Source organism: Rhodococcus sp. OAS809 (assembly GCF_040546695.1).
GTDB lineage: Bacteria > Actinomycetota > Actinomycetes > Mycobacteriales > Mycobacteriaceae > Rhodococcus_F > Rhodococcus_F qingshengii.
The window spans coordinates 4,874,454-4,889,806 of record NZ_JBEPOI010000002.1; the positions used below are offsets into that span (position 1 = coordinate 4,874,454).

General features: G+C 62.0%; 13 protein-coding genes and 1 pseudogene. 7 read left to right on the forward strand and 7 right to left on the reverse strand.

Annotated features, from left to right (window positions below):
* The 4 genes from cobU to ABIE52_RS25725 are packed head-to-tail and all read right to left on the reverse strand — an operon-like array spanning position 1 to position 4,109.
* Complete coding sequence (gene cobU, locus ABIE52_RS25710; RefSeq protein ID WP_042447101.1) at positions 1 to 1,323, reverse strand: bifunctional adenosylcobinamide kinase/adenosylcobinamide-phosphate guanylyltransferase; 1,323 nt, start codon at positions 1,321 to 1,323, stop codon at positions 1 to 3.
* Positions 1,323 to 2,111 carry an ABC transporter ATP-binding protein gene (locus ABIE52_RS25715; protein ID WP_192712171.1) on the reverse strand — a complete coding sequence of 263 codons (789 nt, stop codon included), beginning with the start codon at positions 2,109 to 2,111 and terminating at the stop codon, positions 1,323 to 1,325. The genes cobU and ABIE52_RS25715 overlap by 1 nt, the downstream gene beginning before the upstream one ends.
* Complete coding sequence (locus ABIE52_RS25720) at positions 2,108 to 3,142, reverse strand: FecCD family ABC transporter permease (protein ID WP_042447095.1); 1,035 nt, start codon at positions 3,140 to 3,142, stop codon at positions 2,108 to 2,110. Before ABIE52_RS25720 ends, ABIE52_RS25715 begins: the two co-directional genes overlap by 4 nt.
* Positions 3,143 to 3,149: 7 nt before the next feature.
* Complete coding sequence (locus ABIE52_RS25725) at positions 3,150 to 4,109, reverse strand: ABC transporter substrate-binding protein (protein WP_020970983.1); 960 nt, start codon at positions 4,107 to 4,109, stop codon at positions 3,150 to 3,152.
* Positions 4,110 to 4,417: 308 nt separating this feature from the next.
* Between ABIE52_RS25725 and ABIE52_RS25730 the strand changes: the two genes are divergently transcribed.
* Genes ABIE52_RS25730 through ABIE52_RS25740 form a run of 3 tightly spaced genes read left to right on the forward strand, consistent with a single transcriptional unit; the run spans position 4,418 to position 6,755 of the window.
* Complete coding sequence (locus ABIE52_RS25730; RefSeq protein ID WP_003939899.1) at positions 4,418 to 4,834, forward strand: GntR family transcriptional regulator; 417 nt, start codon at positions 4,418 to 4,420, stop codon at positions 4,832 to 4,834.
* 23 nt (positions 4,835 to 4,857) lie between these two features.
* A complete protein-coding gene (locus tag ABIE52_RS25735; protein ID WP_443713826.1) occupies positions 4,858 to 5,700 on the forward strand; it encodes an ABC transporter ATP-binding protein in 843 nt (280 codons plus the stop codon).
* Complete coding sequence (locus tag ABIE52_RS25740; protein WP_042447087.1) at positions 5,697 to 6,755, forward strand: ABC-2 membrane transporter-related protein; 1,059 nt, start codon at positions 5,697 to 5,699, stop codon at positions 6,753 to 6,755. The genes ABIE52_RS25735 and ABIE52_RS25740 overlap by 4 nt, the downstream gene beginning before the upstream one ends.
* Before the next feature lies 1 nt (position 6,756).
* Here ABIE52_RS25740 and ABIE52_RS25745 read toward each other — a convergent pair whose 3' ends face one another.
* On the reverse strand, positions 6,757 to 7,398 hold the full coding sequence (locus ABIE52_RS25745; protein ID WP_042447085.1) for a DUF4232 domain-containing protein: 642 nt from the start codon (positions 7,396 to 7,398) through the stop codon (positions 6,757 to 6,759).
* Between the two features lie 190 nt (positions 7,399 to 7,588).
* Between ABIE52_RS25745 and ABIE52_RS25750 the strand changes: the two genes are divergently transcribed.
* Both ABIE52_RS25750 and ABIE52_RS25755 read left to right on the forward strand, forming a co-directional pair.
* Entirely contained in the window at positions 7,589 to 8,434 is an 846-nt protein-coding gene (locus ABIE52_RS25750) for an alpha/beta hydrolase (RefSeq protein WP_003939910.1), read from the forward strand.
* A gap of 25 nt (positions 8,435 to 8,459) precedes the next feature.
* Complete coding sequence (locus ABIE52_RS25755) at positions 8,460 to 9,533, forward strand: VIT1/CCC1 transporter family protein (RefSeq protein WP_007729922.1); 1,074 nt, start codon at positions 8,460 to 8,462, stop codon at positions 9,531 to 9,533.
* Between the two features lie 8 nt (positions 9,534 to 9,541).
* Here ABIE52_RS25755 and ABIE52_RS25760 read toward each other — a convergent pair whose 3' ends face one another.
* Together ABIE52_RS25760 and ABIE52_RS25765 are read right to left on the reverse strand one after the other, a co-directional pair.
* Positions 9,542 to 11,374: an APC family permease gene (locus ABIE52_RS25760; protein WP_064443661.1), complete on the reverse strand. Its 1,833-nt coding sequence runs from the start codon at positions 11,372 to 11,374 to the stop codon at positions 9,542 to 9,544.
* Positions 11,375 to 11,468: 94 nt separating this feature from the next.
* Entirely contained in the window at positions 11,469 to 12,680 is a 1,212-nt protein-coding gene (locus ABIE52_RS25765) for a DUF2254 family protein (protein WP_064443662.1), read from the reverse strand.
* Positions 12,681 to 12,797: 117 nt separating this feature from the next.
* Between ABIE52_RS25765 and ABIE52_RS25770 the strand changes: the two are divergent.
* A pseudogene (locus ABIE52_RS25770) lies at positions 12,798 to 15,163 on the forward strand (arylsulfatase).
* Positions 15,164 to 15,210: 47 nt separating this feature from the next.
* Positions 15,211 to 15,348, forward strand: coding sequence for a hypothetical protein (locus tag ABIE52_RS25775; RefSeq protein WP_153211511.1), 138 nt, complete (start codon positions 15,211 to 15,213; stop codon positions 15,346 to 15,348).
* Positions 15,349 to 15,353: the final 5 nt, after the last annotated feature.

Below are 15,353 nucleotides of genomic sequence, written 5' to 3' on the forward strand. Positions count from 1 at the left end.
TCACACGCGCAGGCTCAGGGGGAGCCCGGCGGTCATCAGGACCACGGACTCCGATTCACTGGCGATTCGGCTGTTCACCAGACCGAGTAGATCGCGGAACAGCCTCCCGGACTTCGTGTCCGGGACGACGCCGCTTCCCACTTCGTTCGTGACGGCGACAATCGGAACCGGACAGGCGGTCCAGGCGTCGGCCAACCGGTCGATATCTGCGTGGACGGCGCTGAGATCTTTTGTCGCCCACGCCTGGTGTCGATCCAGACGTGCGGTCAACCACGTGCCTAGGCAATCGAGCAGGACCGGTGTTGTTGCGGCTGCGAGAATCTCGGTCACTTCGGAGGTCTCTACCGTCGTCCACGTCGACGGCCTCCGCGCGCGATGCGACGCAATTCGTTCGATCCAGTCGGGATCGTCGTCCTGCGGATCCCCGGTGGCGATGTACGTGACGTTCCGGTAGCCGGCAAGCAGGCCCTCCGCGTAAGTGGACTTGCCCGAGCGGGCGCCACCGGTGACCAGAGTTCGATGGCTCTGTCCTACCCCGATCTCGAGCACAGTTCCATCCGGAACCGCTCGCGCCCCGGACGTTCGAAGTTCCTCCGCGAGTTCGTTTTCGACCGGGTTGTGGTGCCCGAGGTGTACGGCGACCACATCGGTTCGATCGGTGATCGCGTCGCAGTTGCGTAGTCGGCTCACCGTCTCCGCGAAACTCGGCAGATCATGGTGCCCGGTGCCGTGGTCAGTTTTGTAGCCGAAGGTCTCTTCGAGAAACACGGCGTCGAAACGCGCGTCGGCAAGTGCGTCGACAGTTGATTCGGGCAAAGGCCCGGTGTCGGTGGCCCAGAAGATTCGGGTTCCGGATGCGTCGGTGATGTCGTAGAGAAGGGTGGGTACTTCGTGCGCGGCCTCGAGTGCGCGAACACGATAGGTGCCCAACATGATCGACTGGTCGGTCTCGAGCGGTGTGAAGGTCACCGGATCGTCCGGGCCTACCCAGTCTCGGCAGAGATCGAGCGCGTCGGGTGGTCCGAGAACCTGTAGTGGTTCGGTGCGCGAGGCCCAGGACCGGAACAGCAATGCCATCGGGCCGAGGTGATCGGGATGAGAATGCGTCAACAGGATGTGTTCGACGTGTGCCAGCGTGCGACCGAATCGCGACGCGGCACGCGGTACTTCGGGTCCACAGTCCAACAGGATTCTGTTGTCCACCAGGGCGGCAGTGTGCCCGCGGATGGTTTCACTCGACAGGGCGGCCAGGCAGGAAGGGCAGGTACAGAACGGGTTCGGCCAACCGTCGGCAGCACCGGTGCCGAGCATCACCAATTCCATCAGCGGGTGCCTTCCTGCCGAATCGGAACAACTATGGGACCGCTGGGCCGGTCCAGGATTTCGACCCGAGCGCCGTACACGCGGCCGAGGAGGTCTGCCTCCAGCACCGCTGAGGGAGTGCCGTCGGCAACGACGCTGCCCTTGTCCAGCAGCACGATTCGTCGACCGTACTGACCCGCGAGAGTGAGGTCGTGCATCGCGGCGATGACCGTGATGTTGTCGGCTTCACGCAGTTCCTCCACCAAGTCGAGAACCTGCTGCTGGTGGCCGATGTCGAGGGCACTGGTGGGTTCGTCCAGGAGCAGTACCTGCGGTTCTTGAGCCAATGCCCGAGCCAGGACCACGCGCTGCAATTCGCCACCGGAAAGTTCGGTGGCTCGTCGATCTGCGAACTCGGTGAGGTCGAGCCTCTCGATCACCGAAGAGATCACCGAACGATCTGTGGCGGTTTCGGTTCCGAAGCGTCGTAGATACGGTGTACGGCCGAGCGCAACCAGTTCGGCAACCGTCGTGCCCTCGGGTACCACCGGGCGCTGAGGCATCAGCGCGACGACGGCGGACATGGCCTTGCGGCTCGAACTGCGTGGGTTGAGTCCCCCGACGGTGAGTTCACCGGTGGACGGAATCAATCCAGCGAGGGCATGCATCAAGGTCGTCTTGCCGGCGCCGTTCGGCCCGACCACGGCAACCCAATCGCCGGGTGTCACATCGAGATCGATGCCGTCGACGACGTCTTTGCCGCCGAGGTTGATTCGGAGGTCGCGGCATCGCACTGCGGTGTCGGTCATGCGGAAACTCGACTGCGGCGCAGAACCAGAAGGAAGAACGGAGCGCCGATCATCGCGGTCACAACTCCGATGGGGAGTTCGGCCGGTGCCATGACCGTGCGGGCGGCAACGTCGGTGAGGACGAGAAACGCCGCTCCGAGCATGAGTGACAGGGGGAGAAGCAGTCGATGAGACGGGCCGACGACCAGTCGAACCGCATGGGGAACAACGATTCCGACAAAGCCGATGAGTCCACTTGCACTCACGACCGCGGCCGTTCCCAGAGTTGCGGCGAGCACCAGCACCAGGCGTGATCTGGCCGGGTCGACGCCGAGGCTGGCGGCTTCGACGTCACCGACGGCCATCACGTCGAGTACGCGCCGGTGTACCAGGATGACGGCTGAGGCCAGCGCAACGTACGGCAGGACAACGAGAACTTCCGACCAACCGTCGGTGGACAGTCCGCCGAGTAGCCAGGAATAGACCTCGCGCAGTGAATCGTCGAACCGCTGCTGAACAAAAGTCTGCGCTGCATTCGTGAACGCTGCGACTGCGACACCGGCGAGGATGATGACTACCGCGTTCTGCGGCCCGCCAATGCTTCGGCCGAGCGAATAAGTTGCGAACACTGCCAGCACACCACCGACGAAGGCGGCCATGGGAATTCCGAACATGCCCAGCGCTCCACCCGAAACGATGGCGAGGGTTGCGCCCAGTCCGGCTCCGCTGGAAACTCCGAGGAGATACGGATCTGCCAAGGGATTTCGAAACACGCCCTGGTAGGCGGCGCCGGCTACGGCCAACATTGCTCCGACCAACGCGCCCAGGACTACTCGCGGAAGCCGGATCTGCCAGAGAATCGCCTGCTGTGTTGCGGTGAGGCCGGAATCTATATGGATGCCGGGTATTCCGTCCAGAAGTTCGAGAATGGTCCGATCAGGCGTCAAACCGGCCGGCCCCACCAGAACACCGATCAGCAAGGCGGCGCACAGAATCAGCGCGGCGCCGAGCAGAACGGCGGTCCGATGTTGGGAGATACCGGCTTTGATCATCGAGTGCTCAGGCCGCGGGAACTTGGGCAACGATGGCCGCGACGGCCTTCACCTGATCGGCGACACGAGGTCCCCAGCGGCTGGAGAGGTCTTCGTCGAGCACATGGATCTGGTTGCCGGTAACCGCTTTCATGCCGCTCCACCCGGGTCGAGCGGCGACGGATTCTGCTGTCACTCCACAGCATTGGGAGTCTGCGAGAAAGATGAGATCGGGATTGGCCTGTACCACGAATTCGGCGGACAACTGCGGATAGTCACCCTGCCCCGCGGCGTCGGCGATGCTCTTCATTCCGAACAGCGAGTAGATCTGCCCGACGAAGCTCGAACTCGTGACGGTGTAGAGCGAGGAGTCGAGTTCGTGGAAGTACGTCAGCGGCTGTTGGCGCGCAGGAACACTGGCGACAGCGGCGTCGATGTCCGAGCGCATGGTGTCGACAACTTCGGTGCCCTTGTCCTCGTGGCCGGTGGCCTTCGCGACGCGCTCGATTTGGGCGTAGACGTCGTCGATGCTCGTCGCTGCCGGTAGTAGGAGGGTCGGCACCTTCGCCTTTTGCAGTCCGGAGACAAGATCGTTCATGTCATCCGATGCGATCACCAGATCCGGTGCGTAGCCGAGGATGGCTTCGACGTTCGGTTGAAAGCCCGAGAGATCGGTGACCGGGATACCGGCCGGGTAGTCGGACTGATTGTCGACGGCCTTCACCTGATCGCCCGCGCCGACGGCCCACAGGGTCTCGGTGGCGCTGGGACTGAGTGACACGATCGACTGCGGACGTGACTCGATGGTGATGTCCGTGCCGGAATCCGTGGGACCGGAAACAACAGTCACCGGGAACGAGCCGTCCGAGGCGGCTGTGGTTGCGGGTGCATCGGACGTCGAGCTACTGCAGGCACCGGCAAGCAGTGCGGTGCTCACCGTCAGTGCTGCAAGTACAGATCTGAATCTACGTGTCGGCCGAGTACTCACAGCCACCCCTCCGCTAGTGGTGAAGGGTCGCGAGCAGCGCGGCCGCGAGGCGAAGCGCCACGAGCGGTCCTTCGTCCGAGAACCATCGTGTCGCCACGAGGCCGGTGACCTGACTCGTTCGCCTCGAGTAGTGACGGGCGAATTCACAGTTGCGTCGACAGTGCCGGGGTTTCACCGAACTTCACACGAGCAGCGTGGCACCCCGGTGAACCGGGGCATCTGCACTTTACAGGGGTCGTCTGGCTTGACCCGGGAGGTCAAGGCAGGGTAAATATCTATTCCACTAATGAACTAGTGAAAGGGTTCGGATGATCGACTTCCGTATCGACCGCCGATCCGGCATTCCCACTTACGTGCAATTGGTCCTTCAGGTGAAGCAGGCGCTCAGGCTCGGTGATCTCCAAGTCGGGGATCGGCTGCCCACAGCCAAGGACGTCGTGGGAGCGCTCGCGATCAACCCGAACACAGTCCTGAAGGCCTACAAGGAACTCGAGCGCGACGGGCTTGTTGCCCCGAGGCCCGGATTGGGCACGTTCGTCGTGAAGTCCCTGGCCAAGCCCGGTATGGCGGAAAGCTCTGCGCTGCGGCGCGAGTTGGCCCGCTGGGTGGCAGATGCCGTGGCTGCTGGACTCGAGCGCACGGACATCGAAGCACTGGTGAGTTTGGAACTCGAGAAGACGTTCATCGAAACAGATCCGTCCGGAAAGCAGGGGGAGACATCATGACTGAGCAAGAATCGGCGCTCACGATGCAGGACGTGGACAAGCGCTTCGGTAAGAAGAAGGTGCTCGACGCCTGCACCTTCGAGGTCGCAACAGGAAGCATCACTGCCCTGGTCGGGGTGAACGGAGCGGGCAAGTCCACACTGATGTCCTTGGCGGTCGGGTTGACGATGCCTGACCATGGTTCGATCTCCGTCCTGGGCAGCACGCCGGATCAGGACGGCATCTGTCCAGGCCTGTCGTACCTCGCTCAGCACAAGCCGCTGTATCCCAAATTCACTGTTGCAGAACTTCTTCGATTCGGCGCATATACCAACGACGAGTGGGATGCGAAGTACGCTCTGGATCTGGTGGAGCGCGCTGGAATTGCTCTAGATGCGAAGGCGAAAGCCCTGTCGCCAGGTCAACGAACCAGGGTTGCACTGGCTTTGGCACTCGGGCGCAGGCCGCAGTTGCTTCTACTCGACGAGCCTCTGGCAGATCTCGATCCGGTGGCACGGCGGTCTGTCGCGACCACTCTGCTCGAAGACGTTGCCGAGTACGGCACCACGGTTCTGTTGTCTTCACACATCGTCTCCGAATTGGCAGACGTATCGGATCGACTTCTTCTGCTGGGCGGCGGAAACGCGAGATTGTCCGGTCCGTTGGATGAATTGATCTCTGCCCATTACGTATTGATCGGGGACGGCGATCCTTCGGACGTGGTCGGCGCCGGTGCGGTCATTCATACCGACAAGGGGATGCGGTCGAATTCTCACGTGGTGGAGGGAATCCGTCCGAGCCCTCGGGCCGGCTGGGTGATCGACGACGCAACTCTCGACGACGTGGTGCTCGGGCACCTGAGCGCAGAAACGATGGTGGCGGCATGATCTGGGTTACGTGGCGGCACCACCGGACATCGCTCGTTGTGTCGCTTGGATTCATCGCAGCTTTGGCTATGGCAGCGATAGTCGGCGGGATCGGAACTCGAAGTAGCTTGGGTACAGAGGGCCGAGGAACGTACTTCGGGTGTGTCGGGGTCGGATGGGACTGCTGGGCGGATACCGCCGTTACCGGCGTGAACACGATCGCCGCCGCCTTACCGGTACTACTCGGGGCGCTGGTGGGCGCGACGGTATTCTCCCGCGACATCGATCAGCAAACACATGTTCTCGGTCTGACGCAGTCGGTGAGTCGAGCACGATGGTTCTGGATGCGAGTCGTTGTTGTCTTTCTTCCGCTCACTGCCGCAGCCGCGATCCTCGGTTTCATTCTCGAAGCCGCTCGGGTTGGATTCGAGAGTTGGAGTTATGTGGTCAACGTCGGACCCGTTCAGTCGTACGGAATGAGTTCGATGCTCTTCCCTCTGTTCAATTCCAGCGGAATCGTCTTGGGTGCATACACTTTCATGGCGTTGGTCGCCGGAGCTGCGGTATCACTGCTGGTGCGATCACCCATCGCCGCGGTGGCCGTCACCTTGGTCGCCGTCGCAGGTTTGATGGTGGGATTTCAGAATCTGGCACGGCCGCACTATGCCGAGCCGACTGTGCTGACGCAAGGTATCGACCACGACACCTTCTACGCAACTTACGTCATGGACTCCTCGATGGCGTGGGTGATACGGAGTGGATACACCGACGCCAACGGGAAGCCGGTCGAGATCGACTATCAGGCGTGCACTACCGATACAGCCGGCAATGAATACGATCAGCGATCCGACGAGAGTGACGTGGATTTCTATGTTCGCCAGAAAGCCTTCTTGGCCCAACTCGACGCCGAATATCGTGCGTGTGTGCTCGCGCAGGGAGTGGACCACTACGAAACCTGGTACCACTCGGTCGACCAGGTCAGACGATTCCAATTCACGGAAGCTGCACTCGTCCTGATCCTTTCGGGATTGCTCCTCCTGCCTGCGCTCTGGGGTCTACGACGCCTCAAGCCGTGACTCAGCGGGCGACCGGCGCGACCGTCAGCTGGTTGATGTTCGCGCCGGTCATCGAGCAACCCTTGGTGGGATAGGCAAGGAAGACCGAGTCGTAGCTGTTGGGCGGGTAAACCCTCAGTCCCGCAACGTCGGTCACGCCGCACTGATCTGCCGGGTAGTTCTCGACGTTCGTGGCGCGCACCAAAGACGTTGCGGCAGAGCCAGGGGCAAGGGAGACGAGTGAACCGGATCCGGAGCGGCCGGCTGCAGCACCCACTTCGCTTCCGGACGCTCCCGTGACATACGAGACGCCGGGGAAACCGTCGAGCGTGCACGTGCGGCCGCCCGTGTTGGTGAAGACCACCGGAAGCTCCACAGAACCGGCGGCGCCACTCGACTCGCCGAGGGTGACGTTCAGTTCCCCGATCGCGCAGCCTTCGGGATTGGGTGCCGTCGAGGTTGTGGTTTGGGTGTGATCGGTATGGGTCGTCGAAGGTGAAGCGGTGCCGGTCTGGGTCGTCGGCGCAGAGGCGGTCGTCGTTGAGGCGGGTGCCGGTGAACTCTCGGCCGTTCCCGTTTCATCCGAGCCGCAACCGCTGAGAAGGGCGAGAGCAGCAAGTGGAGCCGCCAACAAGCCGACGTTGCGCATGCGGTTCGAATTCATCGCTCTGTACTCCTCAGGCTGGTCGACAACTGTTTCCGAACATCCGTGTCCGGTATATCCGAGTTTGAAGCCGGATGTGCAGAAACGAATCAGGCTCGCCGGTGATCAGGACCTACTTCCCGGATGGATTGCCGTTGCGGATCTAGCATGAGAAATGACCTGTCCGGATCGCGACCACCGGGAGTAGCGCATGTTCACCTTCACCAGCGACGACGGAGTGGTCATTCATGTCCACGAATGGCCCACCGAGCAGGAACCTCGAGGGGTTGTTCAACTCGCGCACGGTATGGGTGAGCACGCAAAACGCTACGCACACGTTGCCGAAGCCCTGAATGCTCGCGGTTTCCACGTCTACGCGGCGGACCACCGCGGCCACGGTGAGAGCATGCACGCCGGCCCAGGCAACATCGGCGACGACGGCTGGAACCGCTTGGTTGCAGACATGGTGACCCTCACGGGCATCATCCGCGACAAACACCCCGGCCTGCCCGTCGTACTGCTCAGCCACAGCCTCGGTTCGTTCGCTTCGCAGCAGTACATCCTCGATCATTCGCACCTGATCGACGCCGTCGCACTGTCGGGGACCACCGCGGTCGATCAACTGATCGAGAGCCTCGTCAACGACGGCCCGGACGTCCTCGCCCAGTTCAATGCGGAATTCGAACCGGCCCGTACTCCGCACGACTGGCTCAGCCGTGACGAAGCGCAGGTGGATTTGTACATCAACGATCCGCTGTGCGGTTTCAGCCTGGACGACGCCGGCATGGGTGGACTTATCGCAGCGGGACCGAGGTTCGTCGACGTCGAGGGCGTGCGACAAGACCTTCCGATCCTGGTCTTCGTCGGCACCTCGGATCCTCTCAACGCCGCACTGAGCCGTACCGACGTCGCAGTCGAACGGTACAACTCGGCGGGGATCGAAGACGTCACCTACTACACCTATCCGGGTGCCAGACACGAGATCTTCAACGAGACCAACCGCGACGACGTCATCAACGATCTGACGACGTGGATGGACCGCGTACTCGAAGCATGACCGCCTCACCGGAAAGGGGAACACGATGTCCACAGTTCCGGCCGCACGACCCGATCCAGACCCGCGAGATGTCAAGCGCTGGAGACGATACCTCGCCGACGAACAAGCCGAGGCCGCCGTCTACCGAGACCTCGCGAGTAGGCGCAGCGGCGAGGAGCGCGAAATCCTTCTCGCACTGGCCGACGCGGAGGGGCGACACGAGGCGCACTGGCGAGCGCTACTCGGCGATCACGTCGGCAAACCACTTCGCGGCGATATCCGCACTCGGATACTGGGCTTTCTGGCCAGGCGCTTCGGCTCCGTCTTCGTGCTCGCTCTTGCGCAGCGCGCGGAGACGCGATCCCCGTATCCCAACGACGCCGACGCGACTGCATCGATGGGCGCGGACGAGAAGATCCACGAAGAAGTGGTGCGGGCCTTGGCCACTCGGGGTCGGAACAGACTTTCGGGGACGTTTCGTGCCGCCGTCTTCGGAGCCAACGACGGCCTCGTCAGCAATCTCGCTCTTGTACTCGGCATCAGCGGTAGCGGCGTCTCCAACCAGATCGTTCTGATCACCGGCATGGCCGGGCTTCTGGCCGGCGCCCTGTCGATGGGTGCCGGCGAGTACGTTTCAGTCCGCTCTCAGCGAGAGTTGTTGGAAGCGTCCAATCCTGGTCCCGCGGCCAGCGAAGCTGTCGGCCTGCTCGACGTCGACGCGAACGAATTGGCCCTGGTCTACCGGGCCCGCGGTATGTCCGCCGAGGAAGCGGACCAGCGCGCCGCCGAGGTCCTCGCGAACAGCACCTTCGGCGCCGCGGACGTTGTCGACGACCATGAAGCCGTCGGAACCGGGTTGGGCGCAGCGGCGGCAAGTTTCTGCTTCTTCGCCTCGGGCGCAATCATTCCGGTGCTGCCGTATCTGTTCGGCCTGGAAGGCATGACGGCTCTGATCGTCGCATCTGTTCTCGTGGGGATCGCGTTGCTGACGACGGGCGTTGTGGTCGGGTTGCTCTCGGGCGGGCCGCCATTCAAGCGGGCGCTACGCCAACTTGCGATCGGCTACGGCGCTGCCGGCGCGACGTATCTGCTCGGCATGTTGTTCGGGACTTCGCTCTGAGCGTCGGCTTACGCGCGTAGGGCGGGATCGCGGTGAGCCGGATCGATCCGAACCGGAATCTGGCACACCACGGCCTCGGTGTGTTTGCGCAGTGCATGAGCGATCTCATCGGTCCGTTGGCTCGGGAGGAACCGGTGCCATCTGGTCGCCGGGTCGATGGTGGCGACGACAACAAAGGTCTCTCGGTGGGGGAAGTGTGTGCGGATGTATCGGGCGAGGGTGTTCCCCACGGAATTCTCGGTGTCCTCGATGACGATCAAACGCGAATTCGGGTGTCGGGCTTGCCATCGGCGTGTGAAGTCCGTCGTCGATTCGTGGGCCAGGCAGACTCGAATTGCGATGGGCTGTGACGACATCGCCGTTGCCGCGGCCATCGCGCGGGTGGAGAGCGACGTAATTTCGGACACGGGTACTAGGACCGCTGGTTTGTATCCGATAGACAGAGAATCGTTCTCACCCTGAACGGTTAACCGAGTACCGATATGTGTGTACGCACCGCGGATGCGTTCCATGCCGAGGACGAGCGCAGGGAGCGCGAGAGCGATCAACCAGGCGCCCTCGGTGAACTTCATGGCGGTAGTCACCACTGCTGCGATCGAAGTTAACGCAGCCCCGAAACCGTTGAGCGCTAGGCGCCACTTCCAGCCCGGCGTCTGTTCGGCGAGCCAGTGGCGCACCATGCCGAACTGCGCGAGCGTGAATCCGATGAACACACCGATGGCGAACAGCGGCACCAAGGTGTTCATGTTCCCGCCGGATCCGATGAGCAGGAGAGCACCGACGCAACCGAGCGACAAGACGCCGTAAGTGAAGACGTCGCGCGTCGACTTCCGGCTGAAGCGATGCGGGAGCACGTTGTCGTCGGCGAGGATTCGCATCAGGTTCGGAAGTCCGCCGTACGAGGTATTCGCGGCCAACGCCAACAGAATCACGGTGGAGAATTGGACGACGTAGTAGCCCACACCATTTCCGAGGGCAGCGGAAGTGAGTTGCGACAGGACCGTTGTTCCAGGGACTGGGGCCAGTGAGAACTTCTCGATCAACACGGCAAGGCCGATCAACATGGTGCCCAACAGGATTCCCAGAGCTACTTCGGCACGCTGAGCGCTACGCACGCGAGGCTTCTTGAAACTGGGTACCGCGTTGGCGATGGCTTCGACACCGGTCAATGCGGCGCAACCACTCGAAAATGCCTTGAGCAGAAGGAGAATGCCGATCGTGTGTGCGTTGTCGACGACGAAGGGAGCCGTTGCGGCAGCAGGGTTTTCCCGAAGTAGTCCGGCACCGATCACCGTGAAGATGCTGACGACAAAAACCACGGTGGGCAACATGAATACCCGCGCGGAATCTGCGATGCCCCGCAGATTCAGTGCCGTGATGCCGCCGAGTATCGCCAGTGCGATCCAGACCGTGTAGGGAAGAAGCGCAGGGAAGGCGGAGGTCAGAGCCGCGACACCGGCTGCGATCGATACCGCGACGTTGAGGGTGTAGTCGACGATCAACGATGCGGCGGCGGTCAGGCTTGCGCGAGGACTCAGATGCTTCTTTGCGACGGCGTAGGCGCCACCGCCTTCGGGAAATGCGGCGATCACTTGGCGGTACGACGCCACCAGGACCACAAGCAGCACTGCGATGGCGATTGTCACCGGCACGGTGAAGCCGATCCCTGCGCCGCCGGCGAGGGCCAACACCAACACGATGGCTTCTGGCCCGTACGACACCGAGGCCATCGCGTCGAGCGAAAGCCCTGCCAGTCCGGTTGCGACGGAGAGCTTCTGATTCTCTGGCCCACGGGCCGGGCGGGTCGTCGACGATATGACTCCACGGTGTCCGAGTATCACTGCATGTCTCACCGAGTCAGTATCGTCATTTCCCGTAGCTCTGAGACTGATCTTGACGATGCTTTGACGCGATGGCCCGCAAATCTGTACGGGTTCACAACGGGGGTTCGAGTCGCGGGAAGCCTTGTGACAGCTGATCAATCCAGCGAGCGCGCTTGGCGAGAATATCGCGGTTCCGAGACTCCGATTGGGCGGCGACGTGCGAAAGTAGGTCGCGAAGTCGGCCCAGAACGAGTGGCGAGTTCGATGCCGAGGCTATGACGTCGTCCAGTCCGGTTCTGACGAAGCTCGTGAAGTCGGGCAGTGGAATCACCACACGCAGATCACCACGCTCGTCGACGGCCCGGATCGAATCTGCGCGTACGGAGGTCACCAGAGAGAGGAGGTCCTCGATCTCGTCGAGAGCCTGCACGGCCGTCGCAGGATCGTTGATAGCGGGTGAGAGCGCTCTGAGCGCGATGTCAGCCAACAACCGAATCGCGAGTAGGGGGTCCTGGGTGAAGGTCCGCTCACTCCCACTGACCAAGGCGTCAAGGATCGTGTTGGCGGGCATGGGTCCGCCGTAGACGTCGGCGAGCGGCAATCCGTCTCGCAGCGTGCTACCCGGCGACACTCGGAGGACCACCATGGATCGGCAGTTCCGAGCGTTCTGCAGCAGATCTTCGACGAGGATCTGCTGCAGAACGGCCGGCGGTCGATGCCACTCGATTGTCGTGATCACCGGAAGTGTTGGTAGAGGAGGCAACTCCAGATCGGTGGTGGGGTACACGGCGGCGAAGACTGCTCGGCCACGACTCGAGATCGTGGTCAGTACAGGAGCCAACTGGATGGCCGAGAATGCGCGCAGCTGGAGCAGCCTGATCAGCGTCAGCGTGGCCAAGAGCGCCAGCACTGCGAGACTTGGCACGACCACGGACACATCTGTTTCGTTGCTGATGGCGAGCGCCGCCGTGATGTCGAAAACCGACTGGCCTATCGCGAAGGCAAACGTCCGCCACACGATGGGGTCGTCGCGGAACAACAACAAGCGAGGGGTGAAGGTGGTCGCGGCCCATTGGACGACGAGGAACAGCAGCGAGAAGATCACTGCCACTACACCCAATAGCCCCAGTCCGAGGGCAACGAGCATCTCGCTGACCTGACGGGCGGGAATCATCGGGCCGCTCCGGACGTACGGCATCCCCAGTCCGGCAGCCAGTCCCACGACGACGCACAGGATCTGGGTCAGGCCGGCACGTACACGGCGCCGGGGGACGAGGAAGGCATGCCCGATCGGGGTGGGAGCGAAACGTCCGGGCTGATCCACACTTCAAGCCTCCACGCTGCGGCAATGGTGCGCCTTCACCCGAAACGGATGATGTCGACGTCGTCGTGATCCTGAAACGCTTGAAAGAGCCATGTGAGAGACAGAAGGCGAGACGTCATGACGGATCCGACAGACCAGAGCCGCGCCGTACTACCGATTCCGGATCGACAACATCTTGGTCTGGTGACGTACGACGCGAAGGATCCGGACACCGAGTTTCCGCCGATCACTCCGCTACTACCGCCGGCCGGCGCACCCAATGTTCTGGTGGTCCTGTTGGACGACGTGGGATATGGCGCGAGCAGTGCCTTCGGAGGACCAGCGGACACACCGACTGCTGAGCGATTGCAAAGTAATGGGCTCACGTACACGCGGTTTCACACGACGGCACTGTGTGCTCCGACCCGCGCCGCTCTTCTGAGCGGGCGCAACCATCATTCGGTCGGCATGGGATCGATCACCGAAACCGCTACCTCGGCTCCTGGTCTTTCCGGGCTGCGGCCGAATACCAAAGCCGCACTGCCGATGACGTTGAAACTCAACGGATACTCGACGGCGCAGTTCGGCAAGTGTCACGAGGTTCCGCCGTGGCAAACATCCCCGGTGGGACCGTTCACGTCGTGGCCGACGGGAGAAGGCGGATTCGAGCATTTCTACGGATTCATCGGCGGGGAGAACAACCAGTATTACCCGGCGCTGTACGAGGGCGTCGCGCCTGTCGAGCCGGACAAGACACCGGAGGAGGGTTACCACCTCACTGAGGACCTTGCCGATCACGCGATCGACTGGGTTCGGATGCAGAAGTCATTGGCTCCGGACAAGCCGTTCTTCGTCTACTTTGCACCCGGCGCTACCCATGCGCCGCACCATGTTCCGATGGAGTGGGCCGACAAGTACGAGGGCCGGTTCGCAGGAGGTTGGGACGCTCAACGCGAATCAATTCTCGAGCAGCAGAAACAGCGGGGGGTCGTTCCCGCGGATGCGGTCCTCACCCCGCGTCCCGAGGCCATCCCGGCGTGGGAGGACATGAGTGAGGAGATGAAGCCCGTCCTCGAACGCCAAATGGAAGTCTATGCAGGATTTCTCGAACACACCGATTTCCATGTCGGCCGGCTTGTCGATGCGATCGAAGAACTCGGAGCTCTCGACAACACCCTCGTGTACTACATCATCGGAGACAACGGAGCGTCCGCAGAGGGGACGATCAACGGCGCTTTCAACGAGATGGCCAACTTCAACGGACTCGCCGCCATCGAGACGCCCGAGTTCATGGCGGAAGTGAAAGACAAATTCGGTACCAAGGACGCATACAACCACTATTCCGTGGGGTGGGCGTGGGCAATGTGTACGCCGTATCAGTGGACGAAACAGGTTGCGTCACACTGGGGTGGCACCCGTAACGGGACGATCGTGCACTGGCCTGCAGGGATTCGGACCAGGGGGAGACGCGGTCGCAGTTCACCCACGTCATCGACGTTGCACCGACGATCCTCGAAGTCGCGAAACTACCGGAACCGACCTTTGTCAACGGCGTCCAGCAATCACCCATCGAGGGGACCAGCATGGTCTACACCTTCGACGACGCCGAAGTCGCCGAACGTCACGATCTGCAGTACTTCGAGATGGCCGGCAACCGTGGAATCTATTACAAGGGTTGGAGTGCGGTCACCAGGCACAGCACTCCGTGGCTTTTCGCGGAGGCACTCCCCGCTCTCGACGACGACGTGTGGGAGCTCTACGACGGGTCTCAGGATTGGACGCAGTCCAAAGATTTGGCGGCCGAGTTGCCGGAGAAACTCGCTGCACTGCAGCGCTTGTGGTTGATCGAAGCAGTCAAGTACAACGTGCTTCCGATCGACGACCGAAGATTCGAGAGGTTCAACCCTCACATCGCGGGGCGTCCGCAGTTGGTGTCCGGGAATCGACAGGTTCTGTTTCCCGGAATGAAACGGCTGAGCGAGCACAGCGTGCTGAGTATCAAGAACCGATCATTCAGTGTCACAGCAGCAGTCGACGTCGCGGATGGCATTACTGCCAACGGTGTGATGATCGCGCAGGGAGGCAGATTTGGTGGCTGGGCACTTTACGCGCGGGAAGGCCGCGCCAAATTCGTCTACAACCTATTGGGCATGACCGAGTTCGTCATCGGTTCCGACGTTGACATTCCGGCAGGATCACACCAGATCAGAGCTGAGTTCACCTACGACGGAGGTGGTCTCGCGAGAGGCGGTGGGGTCACGATCTATCACGACGGTCGCGAAGTGGGCTCAGGTCGCGTCGAGCAGACGCAACCGATGGTCTTCTCCGCGGACGAGACCACCGACATCGGGGATGACTACGGCATGCCTGTCAGTGTTGATTACAGTGGCGCAACCACATTCAACGCACGTATCGACGTCGTGCAGATCGATGTCGGTGACGACGACCATACCCACCTCATCGATCCGGAGGAGGTGGCGCGAGTGGCGGTGTCCAGACAGTGATTCCACAGGCAAGAGCAGCAGTCACAATCTCCTGAGGGAGGGTCGCAATGCCGACCGTCATCCGTACTGTTCACGATCTGGTCCGCCACGCGCGCGGGCCGACGCACCATCACCACCATCAATCCGTGCACGAGGCGCGGCGAATGCGTGCCCACCACATTCTGGTCACGCATTCGCTCGCCTGATTTCG

Excerpts from the sequence above, each read along its gene's own strand:
- ABIE52_RS25745 (WP_042447085.1), bottom strand. The coding sequence starts at position 7,398 with ATGAATTCGAACCGCATGCGCAACGTCGGCTTGTTGGCGGCTCCACTT.
- ABIE52_RS25720 (WP_042447095.1), bottom strand. The coding sequence starts at position 3,142 with ATGATCAAAGCCGGTATCTCCCAACATCGGACCGCCGTTCTGCTCGGC.
- ABIE52_RS25740 (WP_042447087.1), top strand. The coding sequence starts at position 5,697 with ATGATCTGGGTTACGTGGCGGCACCACCGGACATCGCTCGTTGTGTCG.
- ABIE52_RS25775 (WP_153211511.1), top strand. The coding sequence starts at position 15,211 with ATGCCGACCGTCATCCGTACTGTTCACGATCTGGTCCGCCACGCGCGC.
- cobU (WP_042447101.1), bottom strand. The coding sequence starts at position 1,323 with ATGGAATTGGTGATGCTCGGCACCGGTGCTGCCGACGGTTGGCCGAAC.
- ABIE52_RS25730 (WP_003939899.1), top strand. The coding sequence starts at position 4,418 with ATGATCGACTTCCGTATCGACCGCCGATCCGGCATTCCCACTTACGTG.
- ABIE52_RS25735 (WP_443713826.1), top strand. The coding sequence starts at position 4,858 with ATGCAGGACGTGGACAAGCGCTTCGGTAAGAAGAAGGTGCTCGACGCC.
- ABIE52_RS25755 (WP_007729922.1), top strand. The coding sequence starts at position 8,460 with ATGTCCACAGTTCCGGCCGCACGACCCGATCCAGACCCGCGAGATGTC.
- ABIE52_RS25750 (WP_003939910.1), top strand. The coding sequence starts at position 7,589 with ATGTTCACCTTCACCAGCGACGACGGAGTGGTCATTCATGTCCACGAA.
- ABIE52_RS25715 (WP_192712171.1), bottom strand. The coding sequence starts at position 2,111 with ATGACCGACACCGCAGTGCGATGCCGCGACCTCCGAATCAACCTCGGC.